The sequence below is a fragment of the Tsukamurella strandjordii genome (assembly GCF_039525985.1).
GTDB classification, from domain to species: Bacteria; Actinomycetota; Actinomycetes; order Mycobacteriales; family Mycobacteriaceae; genus Tsukamurella; species Tsukamurella strandjordii.
In genome coordinates this window covers 677,951-693,536 of the sequence record NZ_BAAAII010000006.1, presented here as the reverse complement: position 1 = coordinate 693,536, position 15,586 = coordinate 677,951, and the positions used below count along the sequence as shown (strand labels likewise).

The following is a 15,586-nucleotide window of genomic DNA, read 5'->3' as shown; positions in this document are numbered from 1 at the left end:
CGGGACGCGGCGGCACGGGCGGAGCAACGGGCGCCTGCGGAGGCTGGGCGAATGCGGCGGCCGGCGCCGCGGTCGACTCCTCCCCGTCGGCGAGCGGCGGACCGAAGCGCGGCGGCACCGGCCGCAGCCCGGGCACATCGTCGGGCAGCGGCGGCAACGACGGGGGCTGCAGCCGCTCGCGCGGCTCGCCGTCCGCGTCGTCGGTCAGCGCATCGGTCGGGGCGGCGTCGGCCGGGAGCGGGGTGGGGATCCGCTGCAGCGCCGAATCCTCGGCGGCGTCTCCGGCGACGAGGCCGCCGAGCGGGCCCGACGGGGTCGCCGGCTGCGGGCGGGGCTCCTCGGCCACCACATCGGCACCGTCGACCACAGTGGTCTTGGAGGCCTTCTCGTGGATGCCGCGGCGCCCGCCGTCGGCCAGGATCGACCAGGCCGGGAGGTACACCAGCGGAGCGAGCACGTTGAAGACCACCGAGCGGATCGCGGAGGCGGGGTAACCGAGGGCGCGGCGGGTGTCGGCGTCGACCACGGTGAGTCCGGCGAGCATCTTGCCGGGGCTGGCACCGAAGGCGCCGTGCAGCACGATCGAGATGATGATCGCGACGATCACGCCGCCGCCGAGGAAGTACGGGCCCTTCTCGACGCCCGCGAGGACGTTGATGATCAGTGCGATCGCTACGACCGTGGACGCGAGACAGAGGTCGGCGACGTACGCGAGCACCCGTAGCGCGATCGGCGCGCCATCGGCCCGCTGTCCTCCGGTTGCTTGGTCTGTCATCCTCCGCCTCACCTGCTACATCGACAATCGTGCGTTGCTATTCGGCTCGTCGCCCGAGTGACCGGGAAACGCGCAGCCTCGACGCTAGCGCGATTCCCCCGACACCGGCAGGCGACATGCCGTTACCAGCCGCGTTCCGCCAGCCGGTGCGGCTGCGGGATGTCGTCGACGTTGATGCCGACCATCGCCTCGCCCAGCCCGCGCGAGACCTCGGCGAGCTTGCCCGGGTCGTCGTAGAAGGTGGTCGCGGCGACGATCGCCTTCGCGCGCTGCTCCGGGTTGCCCGACTTGAAGATGCCCGAGCCCACGAACACGCCCTCGGCGCCCAGCTGCATCATCATCGCGGCGTCGGCCGGGGTGGCGATGCCACCGGCGGTGAACAGGGTGACGGGCAGCTTGCCGTTCTTGGCGACCTCGACGACGAGGTCGTACGGAGCCTGCAGCTCCTTCGCCGCGACGTACAGCTCGTCCTCCGGCAGCGAGGTGAGACGGCGGATCTCGTCGCGGATCTTGCGCATGTGCGTGGTGGCGTTCGAGACGTCGCCGGTGCCGGCCTCGCCCTTGCTGCGGATCATCGCGGCGCCCTCGGTGATGCGGCGCAGCGCCTCACCCAGGTTGGTGGCGCCGCAGACGAAGGGCACCGTGAAGGCGAACTTGTCGATGTGGTTGGCGTAATCGGCCGGAGTCAGCACCTCGGACTCGTCGATGTAGTCGACGCCGAGGGCCTGCAGGATCTGCGCCTCGACGAAATGGCCGATGCGTGCCTTGGCCATGACCGGGATCGAGACGGCCTCGATGATGCCGTCGATCATGTCGGGGTCGGACATGCGGCTCACGCCGCCCTGGGCGCGGATGTCGGCGGGCACGCGCTCCAGGGCCATCACGGCCACGGCGCCGGCGTCCTCGGCGATCTTGGCCTGCTCGGGGGTGACCACGTCCATGATCACGCCGCCCTTGAGCATCTCGGCCATGCCACGCTTCACGCGCGCGGTGCCGGTGACGGGTGCGGTCTGGGGATCAGTGGTCACTGACGGGTCTCCTTGAGCGGGGTGGGACGTGTGAAGTCCCAGTATTCCCGATGCCGGTGCACCGATCGCCGGGTGGGTCGCGGCCACCTGCGGCACCTACACTCCAGCCATGGGTGGGTTCATAGGCGTGTACTCGATCGAACCGGCGACCGACAGCCTCGGACCCGAGTTCGATCCGGCACTGGTCGCCGCGTTCGTCGCTCGGTGGGCGCTCGCGCCGGTCGGTGAGGGCGAGTATCTGGCACCGGAGAACGAGTTCGGATACCAGTCGGAGATGTCCGTCGGTATCGATGGATTGTCGATCAGCCGGCCCACCGAGGCCGATGTCGACCGTGCGATCGACTTCATGGTCACCGTCGGCGGGACGCTCGCGGGCTCGATCTCCCCTTTCATCTCCACCGACACCCGCTGGCTGGCGGTACCGCCGGACGATCAGCGCAGGATCTTCGTCGTCTCCGACGCCACCGGCGCACGGAATGCCTTCGATGCCGTCGACTCTCCACCGGGAGTCTGGGACGTTCGCGGGCGCTCCGAATCGGAGTGAGACACAAACCGGGGTTTTCCTCGCTCACATGACGAATCACGGCCTGTGAGCGAAGATCGCGCCGGTTTCTGAACTAGTCGATGGCGCGCGGGGCGCCGTCGGGCGGGGTGCCGGCGCCGACGGCTGAGCGGACGTCGGGGATGAGCGCCGGCAGCGCCTGGGGATACACCGGGTCGGCGAGGGTGGCCAGTTCGTCGGGCCTGCACCAGCGCAGCTCGTCGATCGTGCGCACTTCCAGCTCGGTGAGACCGGCGGGGGCGGGCTCGAACCGGTCGACGATCGCGCCGAAGAAGTACTCGTCGGAGTCCATCACATCGCCGTCGAAGGCGAACACGGCCTCGCGCCGGTACAACGGCCCGATCAGCGCTCCCGGTGTCAGCTCCAGCCCGGTCTCCTCGCGCACCTCACGGATCGCCGCGAGATCGAGATCCTCGCCCGGTTCCACGCCGCCGCCGGGCGTGAACCAGAACCGGTCGGCCGCGTTGCGCGGATCGTGCCCGTGCACCACGAGCACGGCGCCGTCGCGGTCGACGAGGATCACCCGCGCCGACACCCGCCGGTCACCGCTCTCCGCGAGCAGTGCCGCCGGCAGCACGCCACCGCGGTCGACGATGTCGAAGTACCGCGGCATCGGTGCGGTGCCGCCGAGGTGCAGCCAGCGCACGAATCGGCGACCACGCAGGGCCCGCGTATCGCGCACGGCGTCGTTGTGGAACCGGCGAGCCATGGTGACCCGGGTATCGGCGTCGGCGATCTCGGCGACCAGGGACCGCGGCAGTGTCTCCACATCGATCGCCCCGATCGCGCTGGACAATTGGTTCTCGCGCACTTCGCGGTCGTCGCGATCGGCGTTCTCGGCGCGGTCGGCCACCACCCGCAAGGCGCGCCCCTGCTCCGCGGGCAGGGTCGCGGCGACCGCCCGCACGACCACGGCACGGCGGGCCAACGCGGATTCGAGCGCCTGGTAGGACAGATCGGTGCGCACGTGCAACCGGTCCAGACGGTGCGCCGTCTGGTACGCCAGCACGGCGACGATCAGCACCATCGACACGATGAGGCCGATGACGAGCACGGTGGTCGCGGTCAGATTCAGCACGGCTGCCTCAGTCGTCGATGCTCACGACCACGCCGGGCACGGCGACGGTCTCGTACACGCGCAGCACCTGTTCGGCGACCACGGACCAATCGAATCGCCACACCGCATCCGAGGCGCGCGCCACCTGGGCGCGGCGGGCATCGTCGTCGGACAGTAGGCCCGCGACGGCGGCGCCGAGCGCGGCACCGTCTCCCACCGGAACGAGGACGCCGCATTCTCCCCCGGACAGCACCCGTTCGAAGGCGTTGAGGTCGCTCGCGACCACGGCGGCGCCGGCTGCCATCGCCTCGACGAGCACGATGCCGAAGCTCTCGCCGCCGAGGTTCGGGGCCACGTAGACATCGGCCGAGCGCAGCGCTGCCGCTTTCTCCTCGTCGGTGACCGCGCCCAGCAGGCGCAGGTGTCGGGCGTACTCCCCCGCCTCGCGCAGCAGCTTCTCGTCGTCGCCGCGACCGATCACCAGCACCTCGACATCGGGCTGGGCGGCGACGATCGCCGGCAGCGCCTCCAGGAAGACGGCCATCCCCTTGCGCGGCTCGTCGTACCGGCCGAGGAACAGGACCGTCCGTCCCGGACGCGGGTACCCGGGAAGACGGTCACCGCGCGCGAAGTGCTTGACGTCCACGCCGTTCGGGATCTCGATCGCATCGGAGCCGAGTGATTCCATCTGCCAGCGGCGCGCCAGCTCGGAGACCGCGATCTTGCCGCGGATCTTCTCGTGCGAGGGCCGCAGCACGCTCTGGAACACCGAGAGCACCAGGGACTTCTCGGTGGACGTGTGGAAGGTCGCGACGATCGGGCCGTCGGCGATGGCCAGCGCCAGCATGCTCAGGCTGGGGGCGTTCGGCTCGTGCACGTGCAGCACGTCGAACTCCCCGTCGCGGATCCACCGGCGCAGGCGGGCGAAGGCCACCGGCCCGAAGCTCAGGCGCGACACCGAGCCGTTGTACGGGATCGCCACGGCCTTACCGGAGGAGACCGCGAACTCGGGCAGCACCGTCTCCTTCGACGACGGCGTGAGCACCGAGACCTCGTGGCCGCGGGCGATGAGCACCCGGGCGAGGTCGACCACGTGGGCCTGCACTCCGCCCGCGACGTCGAACGAGTAGGGGCAGATCATTCCGATCCGCATCAGCGCACCTCGGAGCCCTCGCCCGGGGTTCCCAGGATCCGATCGCGGCGGGACTGCGACCAGTCGGCCTCCCACAGCGGCTGCAGCATGTGCCAATCCTCGGGGTGCGCGGCGATGTTCTCCTCGAAGGCGTGCGCCAACCGCTGCGTGGCGTCCTCGATCCCGCGGGAGACGTCGATCGGGGCGCCGGCCTTGAAGCCCCAGTCCTCGCCCTCGAACCAGCAGTGCACCGGGAGCAGCGGGGCGCCGGTATCGATCGCGAGCTTCGCCGGGCCCGCGGGCATCCTGGTGGGCTCACCGAAGAAGGTGACGGGCACACCGTGTTTCGCGAGATCGCGCTCACCTAGGAGGCAGATCGGGCGGCCCTGCCGCAGCCGCTCGGCGAGGGCCTGCATGGGCGGCTGTTCGCCGCCGGAGGTCGGGAAGATCTCGAAGCCCAGGGACTCGCGGTAGTCGACGAACTGGCGAAACAGCGATTCCGGCTTGAGCCGTTCGGCGACGGTGGCGAACCGGCCGTAGTGCTGCGCGAGCCAGACACCCGCCATGTCCCAGTTGCCGCTGTGCGGCAGGGCGAGTACGGCGCCGGTGCCCGCTTCCATGGCCTCGTGCACGCTGGGCGCGTCGACGAACGGATCGAGCCGCCGGCCCAGCTCCTGCAGATCCATGGCGGGCAGCCGGAAGGACTCGCGCCAGTACCGCGCGTAGGAGCGTGCCGACGCCTCGATCAGGCTCTGCGGCACCGCATCCGGGGTGGTGCCGAGCACGCGGGCGAGATTCTTGCGCAGCTGCACGTTCTCGCCGCGCGCGCCGAGCCGCCCACCGAGATCGTCGAACAGGAACTTCGCGGCGAACTCGGGCATCCGCTTGGTGACCGCCCAGCCCGTGCGGTAGGCGAGATCGGCGGCCTCTTCGCGCGGATTGATCACGCCTGATCCTCCCCGTGCTGTTCGACCGCCTGCGGCAGCGGCAGCAGATCGGTGGCACCGGGCGAGCGGCGCACGCTGAGCGCGCGTTGGAACACGGTGACGATGCTCGTCACGGCCAGCAGCCACATCGCGATGTGGATGGCCCACCACACGCCGAGGCCGGTGAAGCCCGCGCCCACGAGCACGATGATGAGCCGCTCCGGGCGCTCGATCCAGCCACCGTCGCCCTTGAGCCCGGAGGCCTCGGCGCGCGCCTTGGCGTAGCTGATCACCTGCGAGGTGACCAGGCAGATCAGGGTGGCGATCAGCAGGTTGTAGCGGTTGTCCTCGGTGAACACGGCCCACCAGGCGAGGCCGGCGAAGATGGCACCGTCGGCGATCCGGTCGCAGGTGGCGTCGAGCCACGCGCCGAACCGGGTGCCGCCACCGCGGGCGCGGGCCATGGCACCGTCGAGCATGTCGAACATGACGAAGAACCAGATCACCAGGGTTCCCGCGAACAGGTGATCGGTGGGGAAGAGCCACAACGCCGCGGTCACCGAGCAGACGGTGCCGAACAGCGTGACCGCGTCGGGGGTCAGGCCCGTCTTGATCAGCGTCTTACCGATCGGATGGGTGACCTTGGACACCGCCTCGCGACTGAAGATCGAGGACACTAGACCTCCTCCCAGGCCTTCGCCATGAGCGCCCGGGTCTGTCCCAGAAGCTGCGGCATCACCTTAGTGCCCGAGAGCACCGTGATGTAGTTCGCATCGCCGGGCCAACGGGGCACGATGTGCTGGTGCAGGTGCTCGGCGATGGAACCGCCACCCGCGCGCCCCAGATTCAGGCCCACGTTGAAGGCCGCGGGCCGGGAGATCCGCTTGATCACGCGGATCGTCTTCTGGGTGAGCCGCATCATCTCGGAGGCCTCGTCGTCGGTGAGGTCTTCGAGATCGGCCACCTGGCGGTAGGGCACCACCATGCAGTGCCCCGGGTTGTACGGGAACAGGTTGAGCACCACGTAGCAGTGCTCGCCGCGGGCCACGATGAGGCCGTCCTCGTCGGCCAGCTTGGGGATCTCGAGGAAGGCGGTGCTGCCCTCGGGAACGGGAGGGGTGTCGACGAGGTAGCGCATCCGGTACGGCGTCCAGAGCCGTTCGATGCTCTCGTCGCCGTCGCCCACGCCGAAATCGCGGTGTGCGTCGCCGGATTCGTCCACCATCTCGCTCCCCTCCCGTCTCGATCGTTCCGTCAGGGCGTCACGACGGTGCCGAGCAGCTCGGCGGTCGGCGATTCGTTGCGGCGCGCGCGCACCCATTCGACGATGCGCTGCACGGCATCGTCGACGGGCACCTCGTTCACCTGGGTGCCGTCGCGGAACCGGAAGCTCACCGCGCCGGCCTCCTGATCGCGCTCGCCGGCGAGCAGCATGAACGGAACCTTCTGCGTGGTGTGGTTGCGGATCTTCTTCTGCATCCGGTCGTCGCTGTGGTCGACGTGGGCGCGGATGCCCTCGGCGCGCAGCTTGCGGATCACGGACTCCAGGTGGTCGCCGAACTGGTCGGCGACGGGGATGCCCACGACCTGTTCCGGCGCCAGCCAGCCCGGGAAGGCGCCGGCGTAGTGCTCGGTGAGCACACCGAAGAAGCGCTCGATCGACCCGAACTTCGCCGAGTGGATCATCACCGGCTGCTGCTTGGTGCCATCAGCGGCGGTGTACTCGAGATTGAATCCGGCCGGCTGATTGAAGTCGTACTGGATCGTCGACATCTGCCAGGTCCGGCCGATGGCGTCCTTGGCCTGGACGGACACCTTCGGGCCGTAGAACGCCGCGCCGCCCGGGTCCGGTACGAGCTGCAGGCCGGACTCGAGGCAGACCTCTTCGAGGATGCCGGTCGCGACGGCCCACTGTTCGTCGGACCCGATGAACTTGTCGGAATCGCCGCGCGTGGACAGCTCGAGGTAGAAGTCATTGAGGCCGAAGTCGCGCAGCAGGCCCAGGATGAAGTCGAGGAGGTGCTTGATCTCCCCCTTCGCCTGTTCCGGGGTCACGTAGCTGTGCGAATCGTCCTGAGCGAACCCGCGCACACGAGTCAGCCCCTGGATGACGCCGGACTTCTCGTAGCGATAGACGTGGCCGAACTCGAACAGTCGGAGCGGCAGCTCGCGGTACGACCTGCCGCGCGACCGGTAGATCAGGTTGTGCATGGGGCAGTTCATGGCCTTGAGGTAGTAGTCCTGCCCCTGCTTGGTGATCTCGCCCTCGGCGTTGCGCTCCTCATCCACGTGGAGCGGAGGGAACATCGTGTCCGCGTAGTACGGCAGATGTCCCGAGGTGTGGAACAGGTTCTCCTTGGAGATGTGCGGGGTGCCGACGTACTCGAAGCCGTGCTCGATGTGCTTGGCGCGGACGTAGTCCTCCATCTCGCGCTTGATGATGCCGCCCTTGGGGTGGAACACCGGCAGGCCGGAGCCCAGCTCGTCGGGGAAGCTGAACAGGTCGAGCTCGGATCCGAGCTTGCGGTGGTCGCGCTTCTCGGCCTCGGCGAGCAGTTCGAGGTACTCGTCCTGCGCCTCGGGCGACTCCCACGCGGTGCCGTAGATGCGCTGCAGGTCGGCATTGTTCTGATCGCCGCGCCAGTACGCGGCCGAGCTGCGGGTGAGCTTCACGGCCGGGATGTACTTGGTGGTGGGCACGTGCGGGCCGCGGCACAGATCGCCCCAGATCCGCTCGCCCGTGCGGGGATTGAGGTTGTCGTAGGCGGTGAGCTCGGCGCCGCCGACCTCCATCACCTCGGCGTCCTCGGCCGCGCCCTTATCGTCGATGAGCTCGAGCTTGTAGGGCTCGCCGGCCAGCTCGGCGCGGGCCTCGTCCTTGCTCTCGTACACGCGGCGGCTGAACTTCTGCCCCGCCTTGATGATCTGCTTCATCTTCTTCTCGAGGTTCTTCAGATCCTCGGGAGTGAAGGGCTCGGCCACATCGAAGTCGTAGTAGAAGCCGTCCTTGATGAACGGCCCGATGCCCAGCTTCGTGCCGGGGAATCCGTCCTGCACAGCCTGCGCCAGCACGTGCGCCGCGGAATGCCGGATCACGTTGCGGCCGTCCTCGGTGTTCGCCGCCACGGCCTCGACCTCGGTGTCGGTCTCCGGGACCCAACTGAGGTCCCTGAGAGTGCCGTCGGTCGTCTTCACCACCACGATGGCCTCAGGGCCCTTGTTGGGAAGATCCAGCTCGCGCATGGCGGCCCCGGCGGCGATACCGGCGGGGACGACGAAGGTGGTGCTCACGGTGCTCCTATTTCATGCGGGCGGCATACCTGGCCGCACGCGGGTTGTCGGTACACCGATCCTATCGGTCGTCCGCCACCGCTAATCGACCGTGGCGTTCCTCGGGCGTCTGCCGCGGGCAGCTCAGGCATTTCTCGTTTCCGGGGCACAGGTAGAGCAGGCAGCACGAGCCCCGTCGAACCACGGTGCCGCGGCCCGGTGCGGCCTCGAAACGGGCGGGCGGCGCCTCGGGACCGCATTCTGCGAGCACCGCAGCGGCGAGCGCGGCGGGGTCCGGTGCCGCGAGGGCCACCGAGGCCACCGAGTCCGTCCCGATGGCCCATAGCGCCCGCGTGGGCGCCCCCGATGCGGCGGCCACGGCGGAGATGGTCGACCGGAAGTGCCGCCCGAGTGCGGGCAGTGGATCGGGGGTCGGGGGCGCACCGTCGACCTGGGGCCAGCCGCCCGGCCCGACGGTGACCCGGGCGCGGTCGGCATCGAGTCCCTCGATCAGAGCGAGGCGCGCGAGCGCCCCGGACAGGGCGTACCAGTAGAGGATTCCGGCGACGCGGCGCTCGGGTGCGCGCATGGACCGCTGCAGCTCGTCGATGGCGGCGGCCGGGTCCGCCTCCGTCATCAGTCGTCGCCGAAGATGGGGCTCTGCAACCACGACCAGTCGATGCCCACCCAGCCGCCGGCCATGACGAGTGCGCCGAGCAACCAGAGCGTGAGCAGGACGATGGCGCAGGTGCCGAGCCCGAACAGGCCCTTGACCAGAATGTTCTGCTTGCCCAGCCAGTCCGCGAAGCGGTCGTACCGGGCACGCGCGAAGCGGAGGAGGCGGTGCGCCCACTCGAATTCGGTGGACAGGATGCCGAGGCCCGCGAACACGATGAGCCAGCCGGGCCCGGGGTAGGGAATGGCGATGATGCCCGCGATGAGCACGGCCCCACCGATCACGCCGACGGCGATCCGCCACGCGAGCCGCCCCTGGCGGTTGGACTTCACGCGTTCGCGCCACGTGTGCAGTCGGCTCAGGGGTGAGCCGCTCTCGGTGTCGTGGTCAGGCATCCTCCCAGCGTACCGATCAGTTCGCGATCTCTTCGAGCAGCGGCAGCGCCACGGCGTCGCCCACCGTGGGCGCTGCGGCCTGAAGCTCGTGGTCGAGGATCTGAACCGCGACTCCGAATGCGCGTTCCACCTCCACATAGTTGTGCGAGGACGGGAAGGTCGCCCGGATGGCGTCGCGCTCCTCGCGCGGGAGGTAACCGTCGGGTGCGGCGGTCCGCGCGCCGGCGAGCGCCACGAGCGCGTCGCGGAGGAGATCCAGCTGGGCCGCGGCGGCCGGTCCGTCTCCGCGGCGCAGCGCGGCCCGGGTGCGCAGGGCCGCGAGCCAGGTGGGTCCGATCAGGTCCACGGTGCCCGCGGTCGGAGCCGCACCGGCGGTGCCGAAGAGTTGTTGGAAGGGCTCGCCGGGCCGAGGCCCGAAGAGTTCGGCGGGGACCACGCCGATCCGGGCGGTGAGCAGGTTCGGCAAGAGGTAGACCACCGCTCCGGCGTCGGCGGTGTGATGCACGGCGCCGAAGTCGCGGTACATCGCGCGGGTCAGGAAGCCCCGGATGTCGTCGATGTTCTTCTCGCTGGAAGCCGCGAAGCGCAGATCGATTCCGGTGACGTCGTCGAGTGCGCCGACCGCGGCGGGGCCCACCACTGCGCCGGCGACGAAGTCGTCCGACTGCTGCGCCGCGGCGATCAGCCGATTGGCGACGTCCTGACGTTCTGCTGCCGTGAACATGATCTTCACGGTAGCGCAACCGGATCGGTGAACGACCAGGCGGTCGGTGCGCGGTTCGACGTCGCCCCGCGGCTGTGATTGGCTGAGTAGAGCACCTCGGTGCTGCGCCCCCTGTTCCGTCCGGGGAGCGCCCACAGTCTCCGTCAGGGCGGCCGCGAGGCCGCATGTCGTTCCAATCCCTCACCACGTTCGTCCGTGTCCGCCGACCACTCCTCGGCTTGTGGGTGGTGTTCTTCGTCAACGGCGCGGTACTCGCGAGCTGGGCGCCCCGAATTCCTGAAGTGCAAGGTGCGCTGTCGATGTCGGACAGCACACTTGGTTTGGTTCTCTTCGGCGTGGCGGCCGGATCGGTGCCGGGACTATTGGCCGCTCCGCGATTGGTCGCGGCGTTAGGTAGTCGACGGAGCTCTCTCGGAGCCGCCGTGGCGTTCGCGGCCGGACTTCCGCTCATCGCCGCTGCGCAGGGGGCGACATCGCTCGCGTGCGTTCTCGCCGCATTGGGATCTGCGTCCGGCATTCTCGACGTGGCCATGAACACCGCCGGCGTGGAATTCGAGACCAGAAGTAATAGACGGGTTCTCTCCCGTCTGCACGGCGGCTACAGCCTCGGAGTGCTCTGCGGCGCATCAGGCGGAGCGATCGCCACGAGCGTCGGTGTCCCGCTCCGGGTTCACTTCCTCGCGGTCGGGTTCGGCCTCGCACTCCTCGCCACCGGGGCCGCGCTGCAGCTCGACCGAGCGGACCACCCCCGAGGATCAGCGATACCCTCCGCCCCTTGGTCGTTGATGACCACGATCGGCGCTCCGATCGCCGCGATCGCCGTCGCGGCATTGCTCGTCGAGGGCATGCTCACCGATTGGTCCGCGCTGCTGATCGGCCGGGAACGCGGAGCCGGTGTCGAGGTGGGCTCCACCGTGGTGGTCGCTTTCAGCGTGGCGATGTTCGTGTCCCGCTCGCTCGGAGACAGGTTGCTGCACCGCATCGGAGCGTCCCGCCTCCTCGCCACGGCCGCGATCGCGATCGGGACTGGCACGGCGACCGCTTCCCTCTACGACGGATGGGTGGGCGCGTACCTCGGCGTGGTCGCGGTCGGCCTGGCCGTGGGACCGGTGTTTCCGCTCGCGATCGGGCTCGCCGCCGCGCGTTCCCCCAGCGCGGCGCCCGCGGCGACGGCAGCCGTGAGCTGTGTGGGATATCTCGCCTACCTGGGCGGGCCACCTGTCATCGGCGCCGGTGCCGATCTGGTTTCACTCCCCGCCGCCATTGCAGGATGCGGGATCACGAGCGCGGCAGTGGTGGCGTTCGGCGCGATGCGTCTCGCGCGCGATCACCGGGCCGGACCGAACATTCAACCAAGTTCGCGATAGAAGTAGCAAGAATCTCTATCATGTCGTAGCGTGCGAGAATGACGGTTCACATCGCCGAGACCACGCAGGTCACGACAGAAGACGGTGCGCGCCTGCGAGTGCAGACCTTCGGCGCATCCGATGCCCCGACGATCGTGCTCTCCCACGGTTGGGCCTGCCGTATCGAGTACTGGAAGCCCCAGATCGACGCCCTCGCGTCGTCCTATCGCGTGATCGCCTACGACCAGCGCGGCCACGGCCACAGCTCACGAGGGCGCACTCCCCTGACCGCGGACGTGCTCGCGGACGATTTCGCGGCGGTGATCGACCACGTGATGGGAGGCGGCCGTGCCGTCACCGTCGGACACAGCATGGGCGGCATCACCCTCATGGCCTGGTGGCACAGACACCCCGAGCAGGCGGCACGGACCAGTGCAGCCACCGTCCTCGCCAACACCACGACGGGAGGATTGGCGCGGGGCACGCGCATCTTCCCTCTCCTCAACGGCGTGGTCCCGGCGCCGGTCGCTCTCGGAAAACTGGTGCTGGGCACACCGATCCGCATCCCGCGCGGCCCCGTCGTCCGAGAGGCGGTTCGACAGCGCACGATGAACCCGCGGACGGCGACGAGGGCCCAGGCGGCGTTCGTGGCCGATATCGTCCGGCGCTGCGACCCGGTGACCCGCGCCGGCGCCGCGGCTGCCCTCATCGATCTCGATCTGGGCGCGGCCGCGGTTCGGAGCGTCGCCTCGCCGACCACGGTCACCATCGGACGAGTCGATAAGCTGACGCCGCCGTGGATGGGGCGGGCGATCGCGAAGACGCTCGACGACACCGGCCATTTGGAACACCTCATCGAGCTCGACACCGGTCACGCGGGCAACGTCGAGATGGCATCCGTGTTCAACACGATCGTCTCCAAAGCCGCCGACAAGCACCTGGGTCCGAGCGTCGAACGGGCGAATCACCCGACCTGACCGTCGCGCCCTCGGCCAAGTCATACGATCAATTCGTCCGGAACTGTCAGATCGGGATGTCCGTACACCGTGGAAATCTGCGAAAGGTCGTCTCCCGAACACACGGCCGCAACCTGATCGAGAAGAGCATCGTAATCGGGACCAGTGCGTCCGTCATAGGCCTCGGTCATCCGCCCCCACTCGTCCCACGGCAGCATTTCCACCCTGTTGAGCGCGGCGAGGTCTTTCACGAGGTTCCCCCGAATCTCAGCGGGCCCCCAGTTCTCCGTGCCGTAAACACCGAACTCCATCGCATCGACCCTGTTGTTCCGATAGGCGAGCCATGCCTCCGCCCCTGACAGGAACTCTCCGGGGCGAAGATCATCAGGCCGATCAAGCACGGAACCCCCGAGTATTTCGGGATCGATCCGTATCCAACGATCATCGACGAGATATTCGACGATCCAGTGGTCCACTGCGCGATTCGGTACGAAGTATGTGGCGAATCCGCATCGCACTCGGGCCGGGATCGCGCATCGCCGGAGGATGCTGCATGCGAGGACCGCGAAGTGACGGCACGTGCCGACTACGCGTTTGTCCGGTTCACGTGGCACCGTCAATGGCGCCGGATCCATTTCGCGGAGTCGCGCAACGATCTCGCTTGCTCGTCGGATGTCCTTTTCCGAGAGCCGGTCTAGCGAGGTACCGGAGGCGCGCACATCGGAGGGTTGAACAATCAGCGAGGCAACCGGCCGACACAGCTCGACCGGGTCCTGCTCGACGTTCGCGAGCATGGCTCGATGGACCGACCGCAGGTCAGTCAGCTTCGTGGGCGCCGCGTAGTCGATTACCACCTCAGAGCAACCATCGCCGACGGCGGAGTCAGAACTCCGCGACTTCGATGGCGCACCATCAGCCCTTCTTCAATTCCTGCGCCAGCATCACCAGGATGTCGCTGGGGCCGCGCAGGTACGTGAGCTTGTAGACGTCCTCGTACGTCGCGACTCCGCGGAGCGGATGGCATCCGTGCCGCGCGGCGATCGCGAGGGCCTCGTCGATGTCGTCGACTGAGAACGCGATTCGGTGCATGCCGATCTCGTTGGGCAGCGTGGGAGTCGTCTCGATCGCGTCCGGGTGGATGTACTCGAACAGCTCGATCATCCCGTGCCCATCGGGAGTTCGGAGCACGGCGACCTTGGCGTGATTTCCGTCCAGTCCCACGGCGGTGTCTGCCCATTCGCCGCTCACGGTCTGTCTTCCGACCACCGACAGACCCAGATCCGTGAAGAAGGCGATCGTCGCCTCGATGTCTCGCACCGCGATTCCGACGTTCTCGAGTTTGATCATCATGCGGGCTACGCTACGGAGCCCGCGTCGCACTGTCCCGGCCTCCGCGCAGTTGTCAGACGAGCGCCCCCGCCGATCGACGCCCACGTCCATCCACTCGGGCAGAGAGTGCGGACAGTCGCCGTCTTCCAGGCACCTTGGCTCGCGAAGAGACTCGAGGCATGGCGGGCGCACACGTACAGCAATCCGACACCGTCCGTACGACTGACGCGGCAACGGGGACACGCCTGCCGACGCTCGATGTGCTGCGGGGCATCGCGATTCTGGGCACACTCGCTACGAACATCTGGATCTTCACTGCGCCCGGAAGCGGTGCCGCTGCGGCATCACAGGTTCCGCCAGATCAAGGCGGCGTGGTGGCCTTCCTGTCATGGATTCCCAACGGAAAGTTCCTCGGCCTGCTGACGATCATGTTCGGGATCGGCGTGGTGATCCAACAGCGGTCGGCGCAGCGGCACGGCCGCCAATGGCCGGGCACCTACCCCGTACGGTGTGCACTTCTGTTCCTCGACGGTCTCGTCAACTACATCTTCGTGGTCCAGTTCGATGTCTTGCGCGCGTACGCAGTGGTCGCCTTCATCGTCGCGTTCCTCGTGCTGTTCAGTGACCGTATTCAACTCTGGCTGGCGACGCTCTTCCTCGCCGTCCACATCGGCTATCTCGTCTACCTCACCCTCCAGGACAACGGCGGTATGCCGCCGCCCCCACCCGGCCCGCAGCTCCCCGAGGGCTCGACCGACATCGGCTGGTGGGACCTGACGCTGTACAACCTGCAGAACCTTCCGCAGGCCTTCATGATCAACGCCGAGTTCCCCACCCTCGTCGTGATGGCGGTGGCGTTGTTCCTCCTCGGCGGAGCCGTGTACCGCCACGGCGTCTTCGAGGCCGGCGGCCGGCGACTTCGGTACTGGCTGATGGCCGTGGGATTCGGGGTTGCGCTGCCTGCGGATTTCACAGTGAGCGTGCTGTTCCCCGAGTACAGCTCGTGGGGCCGTTACTTGTTCGCAGCCGGTGTGTCCTTCGGTCTGCTCGCCCTGGTCACCGAGTACGGCGTCCGGCGCGGAGGCTTCGGGCGGACCGGCACCATGATGTCCCTGGTCGGACGCATGGCTCTGACGTGCTACCTCCTGCAGAACATCCTCGGTGTCCTAGGGCAGTACCTTGTGTTCGACCGCGACTTCTTCGCGCGCCTGAACTATCCCGCGGCGGCCGTGGGGGCGTGGCTGGCGATCTCGGCGATCCTGATCGCGTTCTCCTGGTTGTGGCTGCGCACGTTCGATCGCGGGCCGGCGGAGATCCTGTGGCACCGGGCCTACGACCTCATCATCAGTGGCGCGCGACGCGTCCGGTCACGCTGAATTCGAAGCCACCCGAGAACGAAGAAAACCGCCT

At 68.4% G+C, this 15,586-nt stretch carries 17 protein-coding genes; 4 read left to right on the top strand and 13 right to left on the bottom strand.

Annotation, left to right across the window (positions count from 1 at the left end; translation table 11 throughout):
• Both ABD108_RS14530 and pdxS read right to left on the bottom strand, forming a co-directional pair.
• Positions 1–775, bottom strand: a 775-nt coding sequence (locus tag ABD108_RS14530; protein ID WP_343930636.1) for an RDD family protein, incomplete at its 3' end; no start/stop codon positions are given.
• A 122-nt stretch (positions 776–897) separates the two neighbouring features.
• Positions 898–1,803, bottom strand: a complete 906-nt coding sequence (gene pdxS / locus ABD108_RS14525; protein ID WP_220659044.1) for a pyridoxal 5'-phosphate synthase lyase subunit PdxS — start codon at positions 1,801–1,803, stop codon at positions 898–900.
• A gap of 109 nt (positions 1,804–1,912) precedes the next feature.
• Between pdxS and ABD108_RS14520 the strand changes: the two genes are divergently transcribed.
• Positions 1,913–2,347 carry a hypothetical protein gene (locus tag ABD108_RS14520; protein ID WP_343930635.1) on the top strand — a complete coding sequence of 145 codons (435 nt, stop codon included), beginning with the start codon at positions 1,913–1,915 and terminating at the stop codon, positions 2,345–2,347.
• Between the two features lie 73 nt (positions 2,348–2,420).
• On the opposite strand, the gene ABD108_RS14515 is transcribed toward ABD108_RS14520, so the two are convergent.
• From ABD108_RS14515 to ABD108_RS14475, 9 genes are all read right to left on the bottom strand, one after another.
• A complete protein-coding gene (locus ABD108_RS14515) occupies positions 2,421–3,440 on the bottom strand; it encodes an NUDIX hydrolase (RefSeq protein WP_343930654.1) in 1,020 nt (339 codons plus the stop codon).
• A 10-nt stretch (positions 3,441–3,450) separates the two neighbouring features.
• The gene (locus ABD108_RS14510; protein ID WP_220659046.1) at positions 3,451–4,575 is read right to left on the bottom strand and encodes a glycosyltransferase family 4 protein; all 1,125 of its coding nucleotides are present in this window, start codon (positions 4,573–4,575) and stop codon (positions 3,451–3,453) included.
• Positions 4,575–5,498 carry a phosphatidylinositol mannoside acyltransferase gene (locus tag ABD108_RS14505; RefSeq protein WP_343930653.1) on the bottom strand — a complete coding sequence of 308 codons (924 nt, stop codon included), beginning with the start codon at positions 5,496–5,498 and terminating at the stop codon, positions 4,575–4,577. The genes ABD108_RS14510 and ABD108_RS14505 overlap by 1 nt, the downstream gene beginning before the upstream one ends.
• A complete protein-coding gene (gene pgsA, locus ABD108_RS14500; protein ID WP_343930634.1) occupies positions 5,498–6,157 on the bottom strand; it encodes a phosphatidylinositol phosphate synthase in 660 nt (219 codons plus the stop codon). Before pgsA ends, ABD108_RS14505 begins: the two co-directional genes overlap by 1 nt.
• The gene (locus tag ABD108_RS14495) at positions 6,157–6,705 is read right to left on the bottom strand and encodes an HIT family protein (RefSeq protein ID WP_220659048.1); all 549 of its coding nucleotides are present in this window, start codon (positions 6,703–6,705) and stop codon (positions 6,157–6,159) included. Before ABD108_RS14495 ends, pgsA begins: the two co-directional genes overlap by 1 nt.
• Positions 6,706–6,734: 29 nt before the next feature.
• Positions 6,735–8,723: a threonine--tRNA ligase gene (gene thrS, locus ABD108_RS14490; protein ID WP_343930652.1), complete on the bottom strand. Its 1,989-nt coding sequence runs from the start codon at positions 8,721–8,723 to the stop codon at positions 6,735–6,737.
• 109 nt (positions 8,724–8,832) lie between these two features.
• Positions 8,833–9,387 carry a (2Fe-2S)-binding protein gene (locus tag ABD108_RS14485; RefSeq protein ID WP_343930633.1) on the bottom strand — a complete coding sequence of 185 codons (555 nt, stop codon included), beginning with the start codon at positions 9,385–9,387 and terminating at the stop codon, positions 8,833–8,835.
• The gene (locus ABD108_RS14480) at positions 9,387–9,821 is read right to left on the bottom strand and encodes a TIGR02611 family protein (protein ID WP_343930632.1); all 435 of its coding nucleotides are present in this window, start codon (positions 9,819–9,821) and stop codon (positions 9,387–9,389) included. Before ABD108_RS14480 ends, ABD108_RS14485 begins: the two co-directional genes overlap by 1 nt.
• Positions 9,822–9,837: 16 nt before the next feature.
• On the bottom strand, positions 9,838–10,545 hold the full coding sequence (locus ABD108_RS14475; protein ID WP_343930631.1) for a hypothetical protein: 708 nt from the start codon (positions 10,543–10,545) through the stop codon (positions 9,838–9,840).
• A 422-nt stretch (positions 10,546–10,967) separates the two neighbouring features.
• On the opposite strand from ABD108_RS14475, the gene ABD108_RS14470 reads away from it, so the two are divergent.
• On the top strand, positions 10,968–11,912 hold the full coding sequence (locus ABD108_RS14470; protein ID WP_343930630.1) for an MFS transporter: 945 nt from the start codon (positions 10,968–10,970) through the stop codon (positions 11,910–11,912).
• A 38-nt stretch (positions 11,913–11,950) separates the two neighbouring features.
• Entirely contained in the window at positions 11,951–12,868 is a 918-nt protein-coding gene (locus ABD108_RS14465) for an alpha/beta fold hydrolase (RefSeq protein WP_343930629.1), read from the top strand.
• 20 nt (positions 12,869–12,888) lie between these two features.
• Here ABD108_RS14465 and ABD108_RS14460 read toward each other — a convergent pair whose 3' ends face one another.
• Both ABD108_RS14460 and ABD108_RS14455 read right to left on the bottom strand, forming a co-directional pair.
• The gene (locus ABD108_RS14460; RefSeq protein WP_343930628.1) at positions 12,889–13,641 is read right to left on the bottom strand and encodes a transglutaminase-like domain-containing protein; all 753 of its coding nucleotides are present in this window, start codon (positions 13,639–13,641) and stop codon (positions 12,889–12,891) included.
• 118 nt (positions 13,642–13,759) lie between these two features.
• Positions 13,760–14,197 (bottom strand): VOC family protein, encoded by a 438-nt coding sequence (locus ABD108_RS14455; RefSeq protein WP_220659055.1) that lies wholly within the window; start codon positions 14,195–14,197, stop codon positions 13,760–13,762.
• A 353-nt stretch (positions 14,198–14,550) separates the two neighbouring features.
• On the opposite strand from ABD108_RS14455, the gene ABD108_RS14450 reads away from it, so the two are divergent.
• On the top strand, positions 14,551–15,552 hold the full coding sequence (locus tag ABD108_RS14450) for a DUF418 domain-containing protein (RefSeq protein ID WP_343930627.1): 1,002 nt from the start codon (positions 14,551–14,553) through the stop codon (positions 15,550–15,552).
• Positions 15,553–15,586 lie beyond the last annotated feature (34 nt).

Coding starts and splice junctions, on each gene's coding strand:
- ABD108_RS14485 (WP_343930633.1), bottom strand. CDS start 9,387: ATGACGGAGGCGGACCCGGCCGCCGCCATCGACGAGCTGCAGCGGTCC.
- ABD108_RS14510 (WP_220659046.1), bottom strand. CDS start 4,575: ATGCGGATCGGAATGATCTGCCCCTACTCGTTCGACGTCGCGGGCGGA.
- thrS (WP_343930652.1), bottom strand. CDS start 8,723: ATGCGCGAGCTGGATCTTCCCAACAAGGGCCCTGAGGCCATCGTGGTG.
- ABD108_RS14475 (WP_343930631.1), bottom strand. CDS start 10,545: ATGTTCACGGCAGCAGAACGTCAGGACGTCGCCAATCGGCTGATCGCC.
- ABD108_RS14520 (WP_343930635.1), top strand. CDS start 1,913: ATGGGTGGGTTCATAGGCGTGTACTCGATCGAACCGGCGACCGACAGC.
- ABD108_RS14460 (WP_343930628.1), bottom strand. CDS start 13,641: ATGCTCGCGAACGTCGAGCAGGACCCGGTCGAGCTGTGTCGGCCGGTT.
- ABD108_RS14495 (WP_220659048.1), bottom strand. CDS start 6,705: ATGGTGGACGAATCCGGCGACGCACACCGCGATTTCGGCGTGGGCGAC.
- ABD108_RS14465 (WP_343930629.1), top strand. CDS start 11,951: ATGACGGTTCACATCGCCGAGACCACGCAGGTCACGACAGAAGACGGT.
- ABD108_RS14480 (WP_343930632.1), bottom strand. CDS start 9,821: ATGCCTGACCACGACACCGAGAGCGGCTCACCCCTGAGCCGACTGCAC.
- ABD108_RS14455 (WP_220659055.1), bottom strand. CDS start 14,197: ATGATGATCAAACTCGAGAACGTCGGAATCGCGGTGCGAGACATCGAG.